The organism is Microbacterium sp. NPDC059771 (assembly GCF_042732495.1).
In the GTDB taxonomy this organism is placed as follows: domain Bacteria; phylum Actinomycetota; class Actinomycetes; order Actinomycetales; family Microbacteriaceae; genus Microbacterium; species Microbacterium sufflavum.
Genome location: NZ_JBHWHK010000001.1, coordinates 2756291 through 2771562 on the forward strand (window position 1 = coordinate 2756291; position 15272 = coordinate 2771562).

17 protein-coding genes and 3 pseudogenes are annotated in these 15272 nt (G+C 65.0%); 9 read left to right on the forward strand and 11 right to left on the reverse strand.

Translation table 11 applies throughout. The features are described from left to right. The first annotated feature begins 99 nt into the window (after nt 1-99). Both ACFV3I_RS13355 and ACFV3I_RS13360 read left to right on the forward strand, forming a co-directional pair. Complete coding sequence (locus ACFV3I_RS13355) at nt 100-1881, forward strand: multicopper oxidase domain-containing protein (protein WP_365763926.1); 1782 nt, start codon at nt 100-102, stop codon at nt 1879-1881. Nucleotides 1882-2039: 158 nt separating this feature from the next. Then, nucleotides 2040-2825, forward strand: coding sequence for an acetoin reductase (locus tag ACFV3I_RS13360; RefSeq protein ID WP_025104939.1), 786 nt, complete (start codon nt 2040-2042; stop codon nt 2823-2825). A 236-nt stretch (nt 2826-3061) separates the two neighbouring features. On the opposite strand, the gene ACFV3I_RS13365 is transcribed toward ACFV3I_RS13360, so the two are convergent. From ACFV3I_RS13365 to ACFV3I_RS13375, 3 genes and pseudogenes are all read right to left on the reverse strand, one after another. Further along, nucleotides 3062-3514 (reverse strand): hypothetical protein, encoded by a 453-nt coding sequence (locus ACFV3I_RS13365; RefSeq protein WP_378823234.1) that lies wholly within the window; start codon nt 3512-3514, stop codon nt 3062-3064. Continuing rightward, nucleotides 3515-4061 (reverse strand): annotated as a pseudogene (locus tag ACFV3I_RS13370) (ATP-dependent DNA ligase); the annotation flags it as partial. Between the two features lie 2 nt (nt 4062-4063). Beyond that, nucleotides 4064-4291 carry a DUF2188 domain-containing protein gene (locus ACFV3I_RS13375; protein WP_086991369.1) on the reverse strand — a complete coding sequence of 76 codons (228 nt, stop codon included), beginning with the start codon at nt 4289-4291 and terminating at the stop codon, nt 4064-4066. Between the two features lie 125 nt (nt 4292-4416). Between ACFV3I_RS13375 and ACFV3I_RS13380 the strand changes: the two genes are divergently transcribed. Together ACFV3I_RS13380 and ACFV3I_RS13385 are read left to right on the forward strand one after the other, a co-directional pair. After that, on the forward strand, nt 4417-4689 hold the full coding sequence (locus ACFV3I_RS13380; RefSeq protein WP_365763932.1) for a hypothetical protein: 273 nt from the start codon (nt 4417-4419) through the stop codon (nt 4687-4689). Between the two features lie 112 nt (nt 4690-4801). After that, a pseudogene (locus ACFV3I_RS13385) lies at nt 4802-5465 on the forward strand (transposase); the annotation flags it as partial. A 262-nt stretch (nt 5466-5727) separates the two neighbouring features. Here ACFV3I_RS13385 and ACFV3I_RS13390 read toward each other — a convergent pair. The 4 genes and pseudogenes from ACFV3I_RS13390 to ACFV3I_RS13405 all read right to left on the reverse strand — a co-directional run. Then, a pseudogene (locus tag ACFV3I_RS13390) lies at nt 5728-5952 on the reverse strand (HigA family addiction module antitoxin); the annotation flags it as partial. A 90-nt stretch (nt 5953-6042) separates the two neighbouring features. Next, the gene (locus ACFV3I_RS13395; RefSeq protein ID WP_378823123.1) at nt 6043-7719 is read right to left on the reverse strand and encodes a hypothetical protein; all 1677 of its coding nucleotides are present in this window, start codon (nt 7717-7719) and stop codon (nt 6043-6045) included. After that, on the reverse strand, nt 7716-8471 hold the full coding sequence (locus ACFV3I_RS13400; RefSeq protein WP_378823124.1) for an ABC transporter ATP-binding protein: 756 nt from the start codon (nt 8469-8471) through the stop codon (nt 7716-7718). Before ACFV3I_RS13400 ends, ACFV3I_RS13395 begins: the two co-directional genes overlap by 4 nt. 87 nt (nt 8472-8558) lie before the next feature. Further along, a complete protein-coding gene (locus tag ACFV3I_RS13405) occupies nt 8559-9134 on the reverse strand; it encodes a dihydrofolate reductase family protein (protein WP_378823126.1) in 576 nt (191 codons plus the stop codon). A gap of 72 nt (nt 9135-9206) precedes the next feature. Here ACFV3I_RS13405 and ACFV3I_RS13410 point away from each other — a divergent pair, with 72 nt between their 5' ends. Both ACFV3I_RS13410 and ACFV3I_RS13415 read left to right on the forward strand, forming a co-directional pair. Beyond that, nucleotides 9207-9779 carry a TetR/AcrR family transcriptional regulator gene (locus ACFV3I_RS13410; RefSeq protein ID WP_378823128.1) on the forward strand — a complete coding sequence of 191 codons (573 nt, stop codon included), beginning with the start codon at nt 9207-9209 and terminating at the stop codon, nt 9777-9779. A 635-nt stretch (nt 9780-10414) separates the two neighbouring features. Further along, nucleotides 10415-10723, forward strand: coding sequence for a helix-turn-helix domain-containing protein (locus tag ACFV3I_RS13415; protein ID WP_378823129.1), 309 nt, complete (start codon nt 10415-10417; stop codon nt 10721-10723). A gap of 113 nt (nt 10724-10836) precedes the next feature. On the opposite strand, the gene ACFV3I_RS13420 is transcribed toward ACFV3I_RS13415, so the two are convergent. From ACFV3I_RS13420 to ACFV3I_RS13430, 3 genes are all read right to left on the reverse strand, one after another. Beyond that, nucleotides 10837-11190, reverse strand: coding sequence for a nuclear transport factor 2 family protein (locus ACFV3I_RS13420; protein WP_378823233.1), 354 nt, complete (start codon nt 11188-11190; stop codon nt 10837-10839). Nucleotides 11191-11630: 440 nt separating this feature from the next. Further along, complete coding sequence (locus ACFV3I_RS13425) at nt 11631-12296, reverse strand: SGNH/GDSL hydrolase family protein (RefSeq protein ID WP_378823131.1); 666 nt, start codon at nt 12294-12296, stop codon at nt 11631-11633. A gap of 38 nt (nt 12297-12334) precedes the next feature. Next, entirely contained in the window at nt 12335-12862 is a 528-nt protein-coding gene (locus ACFV3I_RS13430; protein ID WP_325471747.1) for a helix-turn-helix domain-containing protein, read from the reverse strand. 72 nt (nt 12863-12934) lie between these two features. On the opposite strand from ACFV3I_RS13430, the gene ACFV3I_RS13435 reads away from it, so the two are divergent. From ACFV3I_RS13435 to ACFV3I_RS13445, 3 genes are read left to right on the forward strand one after another with little or no spacing between them, the layout of a single operon-like run. Then, nucleotides 12935-13294, forward strand: a complete 360-nt coding sequence (locus tag ACFV3I_RS13435) for a hypothetical protein (RefSeq protein WP_096799360.1) — start codon at nt 12935-12937, stop codon at nt 13292-13294. Then, nucleotides 13291-14007: an ABC transporter ATP-binding protein gene (locus ACFV3I_RS13440; protein ID WP_378823133.1), complete on the forward strand. Its 717-nt coding sequence runs from the start codon at nt 13291-13293 to the stop codon at nt 14005-14007. The genes ACFV3I_RS13435 and ACFV3I_RS13440 overlap by 4 nt, the downstream gene beginning before the upstream one ends. Beyond that, nucleotides 14004-14798, forward strand: a complete 795-nt coding sequence (locus ACFV3I_RS13445; protein WP_126893487.1) for an ABC transporter permease — start codon at nt 14004-14006, stop codon at nt 14796-14798. Before ACFV3I_RS13440 ends, ACFV3I_RS13445 begins: the two co-directional genes overlap by 4 nt. Nucleotides 14799-14829: 31 nt before the next feature. Here the strand turns inward: ACFV3I_RS13445 and ACFV3I_RS13450 are convergent, their stop codons facing one another. Beyond that, nucleotides 14830-15237 (reverse strand): VOC family protein, encoded by a 408-nt coding sequence (locus ACFV3I_RS13450; RefSeq protein ID WP_126893486.1) that lies wholly within the window; start codon nt 15235-15237, stop codon nt 14830-14832. Nucleotides 15238-15272 lie beyond the last annotated feature (35 nt).

The following is a 15272-nucleotide window of genomic DNA, read 5'->3' on the forward strand; positions in this document are numbered from 1 at the left end:
CCTCTGTTCGACGCTCGCGTCTGCGCGCGGAACTCCATCCGTTATGCCCGTGTGCGCATAGTCCCACGACACGTCGGGCGGGCTGGTAGCGTGTAGCGCATGGCCGCCGCGCAGCACATGCCTCTGACGCCGTTCGTCGACGTTCTGCCGTTGCCCGAGCGCCTGCTCGCGCGCGATCACAACGGCCGTCTGACGGTGCGGATCCGTACCGGCTCACACAGCTTCCATCGCGATCTGCCCCGGTCGCGTGTGTGGGGCTACGACGGCACGCTCCCAGGCCCGACGATCGAGGCTGAGCGCGGCCACCCGGTCCGCGTCGAGTGGCGCAACGAGCTTGACGGCGGGCTGCCCGTCATCGTAACGATGGCCGGCGACGAGGTCGACGCCGACGGTGTGCCTGTGCAGTGCAGTCCCGGTCTGAGCGGCGGCACGCCGGACCCGCACGCCGCGGCGCTGACGGGACACTCGGTCGTGCACCTGCACGGTGGCCTGACACCGGCCGTGTACGACGGCTGGACCGAGAACCTCTTCGCACCCGGCCAGCTCGCCGTATTTGACTACCCGATGGACCAACGCGCGACGCTGCTCTGGTACCACGACCACGTGATGGGCGTCACTCGGTTCGACGTATACGCCGGGCTGGCGGGACTGTGGATCATCCGCGACCAGCGCGAACGTGACCTCGGGCTGCCCGAGGGACCACCGTACGAGGTGCCGCTGCTGGTGCAGGACCGGAACTTCGGACTCGACGAGGGCGGTCGGCTGACCGGCCAGCTGGTGCACAAGACCGACCCTGGGGTGATGGAGGCCTTCGCGCCGTTCACGGTCGTCAACGGCAAAGTCTGGCCTATCCTCGACGTCCAGCCCGCCACGTACCGCTTCCGCGTGCTCAACGGCTCCAACGCCCGCACCTTCCGGCTCGTGCTGCTGCGAGACGGCGTGCCCGAATTCGATCGCATCACTCAGATCGGCACCGACTCGGGCCTACTCCGCGAGCCCGTCGCGCTGCCACCCGACGGGCTGGTCCTCGCCTCAGCCGAGCGCGCCGACCTGCTCGTCGACTTCTCGGACCTTCAACCGGGCACCGAGCTCACGCTCTACAACACCGCCGGCGCTCCGTTCGATGGCGCGCCCTTTCCCGCCGCTGATGCCGCCGATGCCGCGGATCTCGACGCGCTGCTGCCGTACCCCCAGGTCATGCGTTTCCGTGTCGTCCCGGGCCCGGTCGCGCACCGTCCGGTGCCCCGCGAACTGGCGACCGACTTCGCCCTGCCAAAACCCGAGGAGCTGGATGCGGCGCCGCGGCGTGCCATCGCGCTTGTCGAGCGCGAGTTCGAGGACGTACCCAACATGCTGACCATGCGTGAGCTCGCCGTTGTCGACGACGAGGACGAGACGACCGGTCCGCTGATCACCCTCACCGACGGCGACCACACGACGCGCTACCGCGCGGTTGCCGCCCACTTCGAGGACACCGCCACGTTCTTCCCGATGCTCGGCCAGTACGAGATCTGGCAGCTCATCAACCTCACCGATGACACGCACCCCATCCACATCCACCTCGATCCCTTCCAGGTCCTCGCGCGCCGGCCCATCGGCTGGGAGATCCCCGACGACGGCATCGGCGATCTCGACCTCAGCGCGCGGATCACTCTCGGTCGCGACCCCGACGACGAGCTCGACCACGTCATCGACGCCAACGAGCGCGGGCTCAAAGACACAGTCCGCGTCAACCCCCACGAAATCGTCGAGATCGCCGTCCGGTTCCACGCCTACAGCGGCCGCTACATGTACCACTGCCACATCCTCGAGCACGAGGATCGCGATATGATGCGGCCCTTTGTGACCATGCCTCCCGAACTCATGCCGTTCATGGCGTGACCCTGGCACGTCAGGAGCGCCAGGGAATACAAATCGATTCGCCATGTTGAAGTGGGAGACGGGCAGCCACTTCTGCTGGCCCTGCACTGTACGACGCGCGAGGCCCGCGAACATCGAATCTGCTGGGCGCCCGTTCGCGTTTGAGAAGGAGTACGAGAATGGCTATTCAGGATAAGGTCGCATTGGTCACCGGAGCCGGGCAGGGGATCGGGCGCGGCATCGCGCTTCGTCTCGCCGCCGACGGTTTTGACATCGCCGTCGCGGACATCGAGCCGCAGCGCGAGAAGGGTGATTCGGTCGTCGCCGAGATCGAGCAGCTGGGCCGAAAAGCGGTCTTCGTCGCTGCGGACGTGTCGAAGCGCGACCAGGTCGTTGCCGCTGTCGACGCAGCCGCCGAACAGCTCGGCGGGTTCGATGTGATCGTCAACAACGCCGGCATCGCCCAGATCAAGCCCGTACTCGAGATCACCGCCGAAGAGCTCGATCAGATCTTCCGGATCAACGTCGACAGCGTGGTCTGGGGCATCCAGGCGGCCGCAGCGAAGTTCGAACAGCTCGGTCACGGTGGAAAGATCATCTCCGCGGCATCCATCGCGTCGATCCAGGGGTTCCCCATCCTCAGCGCGTATTCGGCCTCGAAGTTCGCCGTTCGCGGCTTCACCCAGGCGGCCGCGCAGGAGCTCGCTCCGAAGGGCATCACGGTGAACGCTTACGCGCCCGGCATCGTCGGCACCGGCATGTGGGAACTCATCGACGCCGAGCTCAGCAAGATCAACGGCAAGCCACTCGGCCAGAACCTCAAGGAAAACGTGGAGGGCATCGCGCTCGGCCGCATCGAGACCCCCGAGGACGTCGCGAAGGTCGTGTCGTTCTTCGCCGGCCCCGACTCGGACTACGTCACCGGCCAGGTGCTTCTCGTCGACGGCGGCATGCTTTACAACTGAGTCATCACTGACCGTCTCACCACCCGCCGCGCGTCGGCGTGTGACCCTCCCGGGCGCCCTCCGGTATCGGCAGCTCAGCCCGCAGACCGAGCAGTCGGAAAGGCCTCGTGAAGATCAGACGAAGTCACGACCGGATCGTACTCACCTGCCCCTCGACGCGACCTGCGTCGGGGGGCTTTTTCGCGCCCACAAATCGGCGCCCAGTGGTGCAGCCACCTCGATACGCCTGTACTGAATTACGTATCGAACGCGTCAGCCGCAACCTCCGCGAGCTCGAGATCAGGGCGCGCACGCACGAACCGCACGGCATGACGGAATGAGCCACCGGTCATCGCAACGTCGGCGGAGATCTCCACGACGATCGGATCGACCAGGGTGAGATCGACGGCGGCGCGGCCGCCGCGGTTGAACCTGTCGATGGCGCCGGGCTTCACCTGGCCCGGCCACGGGTGCGCGCCGTCCAGCTCTCGCAGCAGCTTCCCCAGCGTCCGCGCCGTGGCGGGCGCCAACGGGGAGGTGCGACCCACAATGCGCAACTCCTCCCCCGCGGGTAGCCCCAGCACGAGCTGTTCGGGCCGCTCTCGCGTACCGATGACGGCGGCGCAGATGACGTCGCGCGTGGAGCGGTGTTTGAGCTTCAACCAGTCGCGCTCGCCTCCGCGGTACGGCTGGCCGGCGCCCTTCGCCACGAGCCCCTCGATGCCGGACTGTACGAGTGTGGCGAACCACTCCCCCGCTTCGGCCTCGTCCTCCGTGACGGGCGACAGGTGCAGCGGTGGCTGCCACTCTCCCGCGAGCTCGGTCAGGAGGGAGCGGCGGTCTCGCAGAGGTAGCGGGCGGGTGTCCTGGTGCGCGACAGCGAGGACGTCAAACGCGGCATACGAAGCGGGCTGTTCGCGCGAGGCGTGCGACGGTGCTGGGTCGGCTGTTCATGCGGCGCAGCAGAGCGTCGAAGTCGAGCTTGCCGTCCGACCAGACAACGGCCTCGCCGTCGACGATCACACCTTCGGGCAGCAGCTCGGCCGCGGCGATCAGCTCGGGGAAGTACCGGGTGAGGTCCTTCCCCGGGCGCGACCAGAGGGACACGTCCTCATCTCGGACGATGACGAGCCTGAACCCGTCCCACTTCGGCTCGTACAGCACACCCCCGGGCAGAGACACGGGGTGGAGGAAGGATGACACCGGCCGGGCGAGCGCCACCTCGAACGGCGGGCTGAGCCCGGCCGGCATCGCCATGCTCAGCCCTTTACGCCCCGCGGATCGTGACCGTAGGAGGTTCGCTCGCCGATCTGACCGTTCTCGTTGCGGATGATGTGCTCGACCTTCCGCTGGCGGGCCATCTCCCGTCCCGCCTCGACGGCCTCGTGCTTGGTCACGTAACTCTCGGGAACGGTCACGCCGGTTCCCTCGATACGGTTATGCCACGCGCCGTCGCGGTGGTAGGTCTCGACGTCCCCTGTCGGCATGATGCCTCCTGCTCGATCGGTTTCTACTTCCCTCAGATGTACCGACCCGAGCCGCCAGCCGGGAGAGGCTTGCATCGCGGAGCCCGTTCAGTACGCGCGCACCGCTCCCCCGTACGCTCGACGTCGTGCTGATCGGAATGATTCGCCCTACGGCGACGGCAAACCTCCCCGCCCACTCCCACGTGCAAGCGGATCTCCGCGACGGGCTCGAGCGCCAGGTGCCAGCAGGGCACGAACTCACCCACGCGCGCGTGGAAATGGTGAAGGGGTCGACCGAACTCATCGGGCACGGCCGCTACCGATCCGCAGAGTTTCACGAGATCGAAGCTGACGACATGACGGCGCTACGGGCGAAGGTGCCCGAAGGCTGGCAACTCCTCAACGTCCGTTCCGTATGACAGTCTCCTGGTCGGAAGTGCGCGACCTCTGGGCTGACCCCGTGATGTAGGTCCAGTCGTTGTGTGAGTCGTCTTGATGCTCGCTGCTGCGGGCAGGAAGACTGGTCTCGTCATGACGAACACGAGGAAGCGGCACACGCCTGAGCAGGTCGTGCGCAAGCTCGGACAGGCCGACCGGATGCTGGCCGATGGCGCGGACGTCGCGGCGGTGTGCCGCGAGCTGGGCGTGTCGGAACAGACGTACTACCGGTGGCGCAACCAGTACGACGGGCTCAAGGCCGACGACGCCAAGCGCCTCAAGGAGCTCGAGAAGCAGAACGCCACCCTCAAGCGTCTGCTCGCTGAAGCAGAGCTGGAGAAGGCGGCGCTGAAGGAGCTGGCAGAGGGAAACTTCTAGGCCCGGGCAGGAGGCGCGCCGCCGTCGCTCACCTCATCGCGAAGATGCGGGTGAGCGAGCGGATGGCGTGCCGGCTGACCGGGCTATCCAGGTCCGCCTACCGGCGCACCCTCAAGGCCGCTACCGTCGCCGACCCCGACGCCGCCTTGCGTGAATGGCTGCGCGGTTACGCGAAGAAGCACCCCCGCTGGGGCTACCGGCGCGCGTACCACGACGCCCGCGGCGAGGGCTGGCAGGTCAACCACAAGAAGATCCAGCGGCTATGGCGCGAGGAAGGCCTACGCGTGCCCAGCGACGTCGCCGTAAGCGCATCGGCTCCTCGACCGCGGACGCCCCCAAGGCGTGCGCCCCGAACGTGGTGTGGGCCATCGACTTCCAGTAGGTCGGGGCCCGGCGGTCCTCCCGCACGAGCCGCTTGCGCTGTCGGCGAAGACGATTCGACGCCGAGGTCATGCCGGCAAAACCTGCGCGAACTCTGCTCTGTCATTCGCAGCGGCAGTCGTGTCAATGCTGCCGGGATGGAGCACTTTCGATAATCTCACAAGAGCTGTCAACGAGGAGGTGATGCCAAGGTGCGTACTCAACGCCTGACCATCAACAAATCGAAGGAACCCGAGCTACACCACTTCCTGGGGCTTGACCTCCTCGGACATGCCGAAGTACCGCGCGAGTCGGATCGCGGTGTCAGCCGTGACACCCTGTTTACCGCGCACGATTTCGGTGATCCGCAGCGGCGGCACTCCGATCGACACGGCCAGCCTAATCTGCGTGATCCCGAACCCTTTGCTGAAGTCGTCCATCAGGATCTCTCCCGGATGGATCGGCTCGATCAGGTCGGCGTCAGTGGCAGGCGGCGAGTTCGACATCCGCCCTCGACGTCCTTCGCCGCATGGATCAGCTCAAGCTTGCGCAGACTCGCTCGCTGCACCGTGCGATCGACTCGCTTGACGTACTGCTCATGTCAGATGCGATCGCAATCCTTGCTGCGCAGAATCGCGCCAGCTTAGAACTGACGGGGCACGCCGTTGTCCTGCGCTGTGACGCGTAGGGTCTCCGGCGGCCATCGCGGCGAGCAGCGCCGGGCCTCTTCGTTCGACATAGGCACGCGTGAGAGGTAGCGCGAGCAGGAGCGTGAGCGAGCCGACGATCGCGCCGAAGGCCAGGTGTGCGGCCGAGGATGGCGCGGCAACGGTGAGACCGGCGGGGATGAGCGGGATGGTTGCCGCGATGGCTACAGCGGTGAAGATCGTCCATTGTGCTCCGGCGGGATTGCCGGCGTCGTCGGAGGACGCGACTCGGTTTCTCGCGTCTGCTCCGATGGCCGGCATCAGCGCGCTGAGCAGTGGTGCGGTCGCGCACCCGGCACCGGTCGCGGCGAGAGTCATACCGACCGCGAGCAGACCGAACTGGGACCTGCTGGCGATGCTGAGGGCAATCGTGCCGGCTGTTACTGGTAGGCCGAAGAGCAGCATCCAGGTGACCTGTCGTCCGATAATGTCGGCGCGCAGGACACCGGGCGTGGTGAGGATCTGCCATAGTGCCGTGCCGTCGAGGGCGTACGTGTTCACGGCGGCCATCGCAGCGATTGCCGCCGCTACGACACCGATGAACGGGAGGGCCCACGCCCAACCGCTGGGAGCCACCAGGACCACCATGAGAACGGGCGTGAGCCATGCATGCCCGAGGCCGAGGCGACGATGCGGGTCGCGGAACCAGGTCTTGACCTCGCGCGCAACGACGGCCCCGGTTGCGCTGTCCGGCCACGCGACAAGGACGCGACGACGCTCACGCACGGAAATGCCCGAGCGCGCGGTCCGAGGCGGTTGGCGCAACGTCTGTGCGGTGAGTTCGATCCATGCTCTGCGTAGCAGCAGCGCACAGGCCAGGGTGCCGACGAGCGGTGCAGCGATCGCTGCCGGTGCCGCTCCTGACATCGCTGCGTTCACCGCGACGAGACCCCACCCGGTAGGAAGGGTGAGCAGGGTCGTCACGAGAGATTCGGGCACGACGGCCGCGGTCGGTGGGGTGTGGATCGTGACATCTCCGTCACCAAGGTTCGGCAGGACCACCGCGAACAAGGGAACCCACCCGGCGAAGGAGAGCGCCAGCACCGCGGACATCTGGAAGATCGCTGTCCTGACGCCCCAGGCCGAGCGGAGCAAACGGGCCACCCAGGCGGATGCGCACCGCCCCAGCCACACCAGGAGAAGCATCTGTGCTCCTACCGCCAAGACGGCGACAGCGATGACGCCGGGCCCGTGTGGCGCGGCGACCACGACGAAGCTGAGCAGGGCAGCTGTGGTGATCACGGTTCCCACGCTCATCGCCTCGCTGGCCGACATCTCCCTGGCGATACGCACCGGCGGTCGCGGGAGCGTGCGGAACCACTGCGGGTCCAGGATCGGAGCAACGTCCGGCAACAGGACCGGGCCGAGCAGCCATGTCACTCCGAAGAGCGAGATAGCAACGGCGAGCCAGCCTGGATCGAGATCTCCAGCGCGAGTGAGAGCCGCCACGGCGATGACGCCGGCGGCAGCGATGAGTCCGGCGATCAACCCGAAGACCCGCTCGTCGTTCGGGCCGCGGCGGATGACCCGCCAACGCAACGAGATGAAGTCGATACGATGTCTCATCGCAGCCACCCGATGTCGCGATGCGGAGGAGCACCGACGAGGCGTATGAAGGTCTCGGCGAGAGTGCCCTCGGCAGACACCTCGTCGATCGTTCCCTCAGCGAGGACATGCCCGTCGTTCATCACGGCGACCCGCTCGCAGCTGCGCTCGATCACATCCATAATGTGGCTAGACAGCAACACCGTCCCTCCACCGTCGACGTACTGGCCGAGCAGCGTTTCCATTGCCAGGGCGGACACCGGATCGATGGCTTCGAACGGCTCATCCAGCACCAGCACGCGAGGCCGATGCATCATGGCGACCGCCAGTCCGATCTTCTTGCGCATGCCCGTCGAGTAGTCGACGATCAATGTCGAAGGCGACCTGTCGAGCTCAAGGATCTCGAGAAGGTCCACAGCACGTTCGCGCGCCTCGCTCCCGATGCCGCGCAACCGGGCGGTGTATTCCAGGAGCTCGCTGCCGGTGAGCCGTTCGGGCAGGGAGAATCCTTCCAGCATGAGCCCCATGACCTCCAGGGCCTGCTCTCGACTCCGGCGGATATCGAACCCGGCGATCTCCACGCTCCCGGCGTCGGGGGCGAGGATGCCGGCGATCATCGACAGGAGCGTCGACTTCCCCGCACCGTTCGGCCCCACAAGGCCAAAGAACATGCCTTCCGGCACGCACAGGTCGACCTCATCGACGGCAACGCGATCACCGAAACGAATGCTCAAGCTCGACAAACGCACTGCTGGCGAGGACATCGCACTCATACTTCTTGTTCCTCCAATGAGGTCAGGGCAACGGGAACGGCCTCAGCAAGCGCGACATTGCTTCGTACGCCGCATGCCGCGCTCGGTTCAGGCGCGCACGTACTCGGCGAAGATCACGCCCGACTCGAACGCCTCCGTGCGGATTGGGTTCCATGCCATCGGCGAGTAACCGGCAGACCCGAACAGAGGGATGCCCGCGCCGAGCACAACAGGGTTGATCTTCAGCACCAGCCGATCGATCTCCTCGATGAGCGATGCAGCGAGCGCACCGCCGCCGCACAACCAGATGCCCAGCCCGTCCTCCTGCTTGAGCGCACGCACGGCCGCTGTCGGATCGGCCGTCGTGAACTCAACGGCGTCACTTCCTTCCGGTCGCTGTGACGGCGTGCTCGTGAAGACGATCTGCCGCAGATGCTGATACGGGTCTGGCAAGTGCGGGAGCCCGACGGCGTAAGTGTTCTTCCCCATGAGGACCGTGTCGAACGGCCCATCAGCGACCGAAAGCCCGGCCGCCTCGGCCAGTTGCGTCGGCGCCGTGCCGCGATAGCGGGACCAGATCGGCCCCATGTGATCGCCGGCAGCAAGAAAGGTGTCGAACTCACCGCCGGGTCCGGCGATGTATCCGTCCAGGCTGACGGCGACGTAATAGGTCAGTTCTCGCATTGTTCTCCAATCACAGCATCTGCAGTGGTTGCGAGACTACATCATCTGCAGTGGTTGCGCTAGTCTCTCCTCATGGCCAAGAACGATGCACGCCGAAACGCGCTCGCGGATGCAGGCATCGCCGTACTCGCACGCGAAGGATCCCGCGGATTGACCCACCGCGCCATCGACCAGGAAGCGGGCGTCCCCACCGGGACGACGACGAACTACTTCCGGAGCAGGGAAGCGCTCCTCGCGGGCCTGTTCGAGAGAATCGGAACTCGCCTCGCCCCCACGCTGGACGATCTGGCCAAGCGCGCCGAACAACCACGCGGGCGCGCTCTGTTTGCCGACTACATGCGCGACATCGTGCGACGCCTGACCGCCGAACCCGACATCGCTCGCGCCCTGTTCGAACTACGACTCGACTCCGCACGGCGACCCGACCTCTCCGCCGTCCTCACGCCGTGGCTTCGCACGAACTTCGAAGCGGATATCGCGTTCAACCAGTCGATGGGGCTGCCCGGCGGACGCAGGGAGATCGCGCTCTTTCACTACGCGATCGACGGCCTGCTCTTCGACCTGCTGACCACCCCGATCGCCCCGGACATCTCGAGCGATGACGTCATCGATGACCTTGTGACCGGACTGCTCCCCGACGAATGAGTACCTGACTGTTTCCCCGACCCGGCGCGATTCCGAGCCCTTCGTCCGCACCCACAGACATATCCGTTCAGCTCCGAGTCTCAGGATTGCTCATAACGTGGGCCCAGCTTGTCGATGTGTTCCCTGACGGACGCGAGGAGCTACTCGCGAGAAGGACCTCATCCCGTACTACGGGCAACAGTGCTCATCACGGCAGGCCGACGAGGTTCTACCCCATGCCCGATGAGCTCAGCGACGGCGCTGCGGTTCCTCAGCACCGGTCGACTCAGACGTTGAACCGGAACTCCACCGCATTTCGCAGCATAAGTGCATGACAGCACTGCCAGTTGCTCAGCCTTGACAGCCTTGATAGGATCGCGTCAAGTCTTTGTTCACCGCGACCCGCAAGGTGATCGAAGAAGGATCACCCTGAGGGTGGATGCGAACCACGATCCTCGCACCACGGAGTAGCGCTCCGAACGGCTAGCGACCGGCAACTCCTCCGAGATCGAGAACCAGAGGCTGGGTGGGGAGTTAGCGCTCCCGTAAAGCAGCGGTGAGGATCACCTCGCCAACGAGCACGGCACGCTAGGCCGCCCAGATGACAAGCCGGGAAAGCACCCCTCTCCGGACAGTCCACGCTGTCTGGAGCTCTCATGGTGTCCTCCCCGCCCCCGCAGGGCGATCGCACCCACTACCTCAATCTGACCGATGCGGTCGAGCTCGGCTACGGGGCGTATCAGACCCTCCGTGGCTGGATCAAGCAGGGCAAGTTGCCTGCTGTAAAGACCGGCGGACGCGTCAAGGTCTTGCGCTCCGATCTCGATGCGCTGGCCGTGCCGACGCAGCCGTCACACACGTTCGAGACCGTCGAGGCCGCTGTCGCACGGATCGCCGCAACCGCTCCCCCACTGACCGACGAGCAGGTCCGCAGGCTGTCGGCGCTGCTGGACGGTGCGTCATGAACGCCACGGCCCCCGGATGGACGCGGCACGAGATCACCGACCTTGCAGACGCCCGCCTCGCCCACAACCGACAGGCAACTCCAGCGGCTCAACGTTAGGCCGGCGGAGACAGGTCACGCGGATGGCTTCGTGTCTGGCCGGGTGCCAACGGGCGCGGTCTGAGAAACGTCTGTCCAGACCTCGGTCATCTCGCTAATCAGTCCATCCCGTACTCGGACGAACGTCGCACATTCAAAATGATCCACACCCTCACGACCGCGCCCCGTGACATGCGAACGACAGGCCGCTCGGTCCAAATCTCCAACGATCTCTTCAACACGCAGATGATCGAACCCCGGATACTCCGAGTTCAGCCGGATCCAGGACCCACCATCGAACGACTCACCGGTATGCACGTATCGGCAGGAGAAATCGTCATGGAGATACCCACCCAAATCACCCCACCGGCGGTCATCGATCGCGGACATCAGGCTACCCAGCAGCTCAACAGCAATCACACCCTCAGGCTACTGGCCCTGATCGACACCTACCGGGGTCCGACCCGCATCCAAACATCATTAGTGGTCCCAGATCAGAGTGACAAACCGGTCCCAGATCAGATTGACATTCTCAATTGTCGACCAGACGCTTGATCGAGACATACGTGAAGCGCCCTGGGTCTGATGGAGACTCCTGACCTTGGAGGTAGAGGTGTGCCTCGTCGCAGACGAAGGTCACAGGGGTTCGTACGTCCTCATCGGTCCAGAAGTGGATCTCGTAGAAGCCGCGAGGCAGGCCAACCAGTTCCTCGCCAAGACCCCCACGAGGAAGGGCATCAGCAACGGACCCCGCCTGTGACCACGAATGGAACCACGCTCTGACCGTCCCAGAAGGGGCCGGAAGACCCTCGTTGCTGGACAGTGGAGCTTCAGCCAGCATCGCGGTCTGCCATCAGGTGCGCGACGACCGGTGCGAGTGCGACACCTAGGGCGTGGTGCTGGTCGGCGTCGAGATGCATGCCGTCGTGCTTGCTGCTGGTGGTGATCGTGTTCGAGTCGAAAAAGACGCAGCCGGTGTCTTCGCTGATCTGTCGAATCGCCTGCGCGAGACCCTGTGCGGCGATATCCCCGCCCGCGAACTTCGGGCCGATCGCTCCTCGAGGGTTGTCAAGTTGCGGGGGCGCGATGACGAGAATCGGCGGGGTAGGCATCCCGGGCTCGATCGGCGCTGTCCTGATCGCGTTGATGAGCGCGGCGATGCCCATCGCGGAGTGCCAGGGTTTGTGCTGGTGCATGGATTGGAAGTCGTTCGTGCCGAGTAGGAGAATCACGAGGTCGAGCGGGGATTGCGCTTCTATGACCTGTTGGATGCCGCTGAGGGCGTTCCGCCCAGGTTTATATGGGTCGTCGAAGGCGGTGCGACGCCCGTTGAGACAGTCCTCCGTCAGCCGGATGCGACCGTCCCTTCCCGCGTTGAGCGCGGCGTGCAGGACTCCGGGCCAGCGCTCTTCGAAGGGAAGTCGCTGCCGAGTCGTCGGGACTATGCCCCAGGTCAGCGAGTCCGAGTACACAAGGATGTGCTTCGTCGTTGGCATCTTGGCTCCTTTGCGTTGCCGTCGTTCTCTTTATGCGTTCACGGGTCCGGAAGGAGGATCGTGGCGAGGTTGACGCGTTGCTGACCGTCCTCCCGTTCCGCCAGGTAAGGAGTCAGTAGCTCAGCGAGGCTTGCCTGAATCGTGGCGAGATCCTCCCTGCTCACGTACAAGGGCGTTCGGGCGAATCCGACCAACTCACGTGCTTCGGGAGAATCCGCGCTGAGGAAGCGGTCGAAGTCACCCGTGACGTCTCCCAGGAAAGTCAGGAAGGCAGTGCTCAGCTGCGCGCTGCTCATCGCAGAAAGCTCAGCGTGGTCAATGGCTGCCATCCGGTCGCCCAGCGCCAAGGTTCGCTCGATCGCGCCACGAGATCTGCGCTCATCGACCACGGCGACAACCTTGGCATCGAGGAGGGCAGCCACGTGTCGGTAGAGCGTGGCCTGCGGGATATCCGGGAGCGCCTCGCGCAACTGGGCCGTCGTGCGGTTGCGACCGCCCAGCTGCTGGATGATCCGTAATCGCACCGGGTGCAGCACGACTTCTGCCAGAGCAGTCTTGTCCGGCACCTTGACTCCTCACTGTTATCACAATGATAATGTTCTCAATACGATTCCATTCTAGCTATCGAGGAGAGCACGATGACGAACATCACATACGACCGAACCGGAGTGCACGTGCAGTTTCCCGGTTGGGAGGCGACGATGACGGGCCTGCCGAAGCTGTTGATTCCAAGGTCGGCGATCCGTGGCGTCGCGAGCGAGCAGGGATGGACTTCCGAAATCCTCGGGATGAAGTCCGGTCTTGTCATCTCTGGCTACCGCAAACTGGGCACGTTCAGGCACCCTTCCGGGGTGCGGCGCCTGGTCTCAATGAAGCGCGGACACCCGCTGCTGCGGATCACCGTCGACCGGGCCGCCGTCGGGTTCGACGAGATCCTCCTGAGCACCGATGCTGCAGAGTCGATCGCGGCAGACCTCCGATCGGATGTGCACTCTTGAACGCTGCGATCGAGGTAGAGGCGCTCTCCAAGCGGTTCGGAAACGTCGTTGCACTCGAAGATGTGAACGTGAAAGTCGAGTATGGACGCATCGTCGGGTTTCTCGGGCCCAATGGGGCAGGGAAATCGACGCTGATGCGCGCGCTACTCGGCCTGATCCGCTCAGACAGCGGTGAGACGCTCATCGCCGGGCTGCCCTACGCCCACCTGCCTGCGCCCGCAATGACCGTGGGCGCGGTCCTGGACATCGCGTCAGCGCATCCACGCATGACAGCACGCGCTCACCTTCACACCTACGCGGCACTCGGAGGAATGGACCGGTCGCGGGTCGACACCGTGCTATCCCTCGTGGGGGCGCAGTCGTACGCCGATCGTCGAATCGGCGCCTTCTCCACCGGGATGCGGCAGCGCCTCGCGCTGGCCACCGCGATGCTCGGCGACCCGGACATCCTCGTGCTCGATGAGCCGTCGAACGGTCTGGACCCAAGCGGAATCGCGTGGCTCCGCACATTCCTGCGCGGGTTCGCCGATGCTGGCGGCGCCGTACTGCTCTCCAGCCATGTGCTTCATGAGATCGAGCACGCGATCGACGACGTCATCCTCATCGACCAGGGCCGCACCGTCTGGACGGGCGCGCTCGAACGACTCGTGGCGCAAGATGCTCCTCTCGAGGAAGCATTCCTGCACCTCACGCAGAAAGGACCTCTCTCATGAATGCCGTCTACGGAGAGGTCGTGCGACTGCGCGCCACCGGAGTAGCACTGTGGTCGGCAGTGGTTGCGCTCGCGTGTGGTGGCGGATTGACGCTTCTCCTTGCGCTCACCGGACCGCAGAACGCCCAGCCTCCCATGCCGGACATCGACACCCCCGAAGGCGTTGGATTCGTGCTCGGCATCGGGACCGTGCTTCTGTTCATCCCCGCGCTGGTCGGGACCATCGCGATCACAAGCGAGTATCGACACCGCACGATCGGCACGACGCTCCTCGTCGTTCCTCGACGGGGTCGAGTACTAACAGCCAAGCTCGCCGTGTACACAGTGCTGGGCATCGTCTACGGAATGATCGCATCTCTGTCGGCATTGCTCGCCCTGATCGTCGCAGCATGGGTGCGCGGTGTACCGCTGGGCGTCGATGCGGTGGATCTGGCGCCGGCCCTCATACAGCTCACCCTCGCCGCTGCGGCCTACATGCTGCTCGGAGTAGGTATCGGCGCGTTGGCGCGTTCACCCTTCGTCGCGATCGGCGTCGTGCTCGGCTACTTCCTGTTCGTCGAGTACATCCTGATGCTGGTTCCCGGCGTCAACGCGATTTACCCGTTCCTGCCGGGCGGCGCGACGGCATCGCTGACGAGTTTTGACTTCCTCACCGGCGCGATCGCGAGCCAGACAGCGCTGACGCCTGCGACGATGGTCTCACCTGTGCTCGGCGCTGCGATTCTCGTGGCATACGCGGTCATCGCGGCGATTCTCGCCGTCTTCGTTCCCCTTCGGCGAGACCTGAGGTGACCGGATCCAGGGTCTCGCCGAACGAAAGCCTCTATGTCTGCACATACGCGCTCGCGTAGTCCTCGCTGGGTGCCACGGGCTGGATGATGTCGAGCAGGACGCCGTCGGGGGCGGCAACGATGAAGTGCCGCTGACCGAAGTCCTCATCGCGAAGCGGTAACACCACGTTCGCCTCTGTCTTGCCGGCCAGCTGCGTGTGGACGGCATCGACGTCGCTGACTTCGAGGTTGACGATCACTCCTCGGGGAAGCTCACGGTATCCGTCCGGCACCGTGGGGTGATCATGAGCCAAGATCGCCAGCTCGAACTCCCCTAAGCGCAAGCTGACATACCAGTCGGATTCAAAGGTCGTCTCAAAACCGATGAAGTCGCGGTAGAAGGACGCCGCGGCGTCGACATCGCGAGACATGAGCACGGGATAGAGGCTGGTGACGGACATTGCACTCCTTTACGTACGATATGAATGTAACGAAG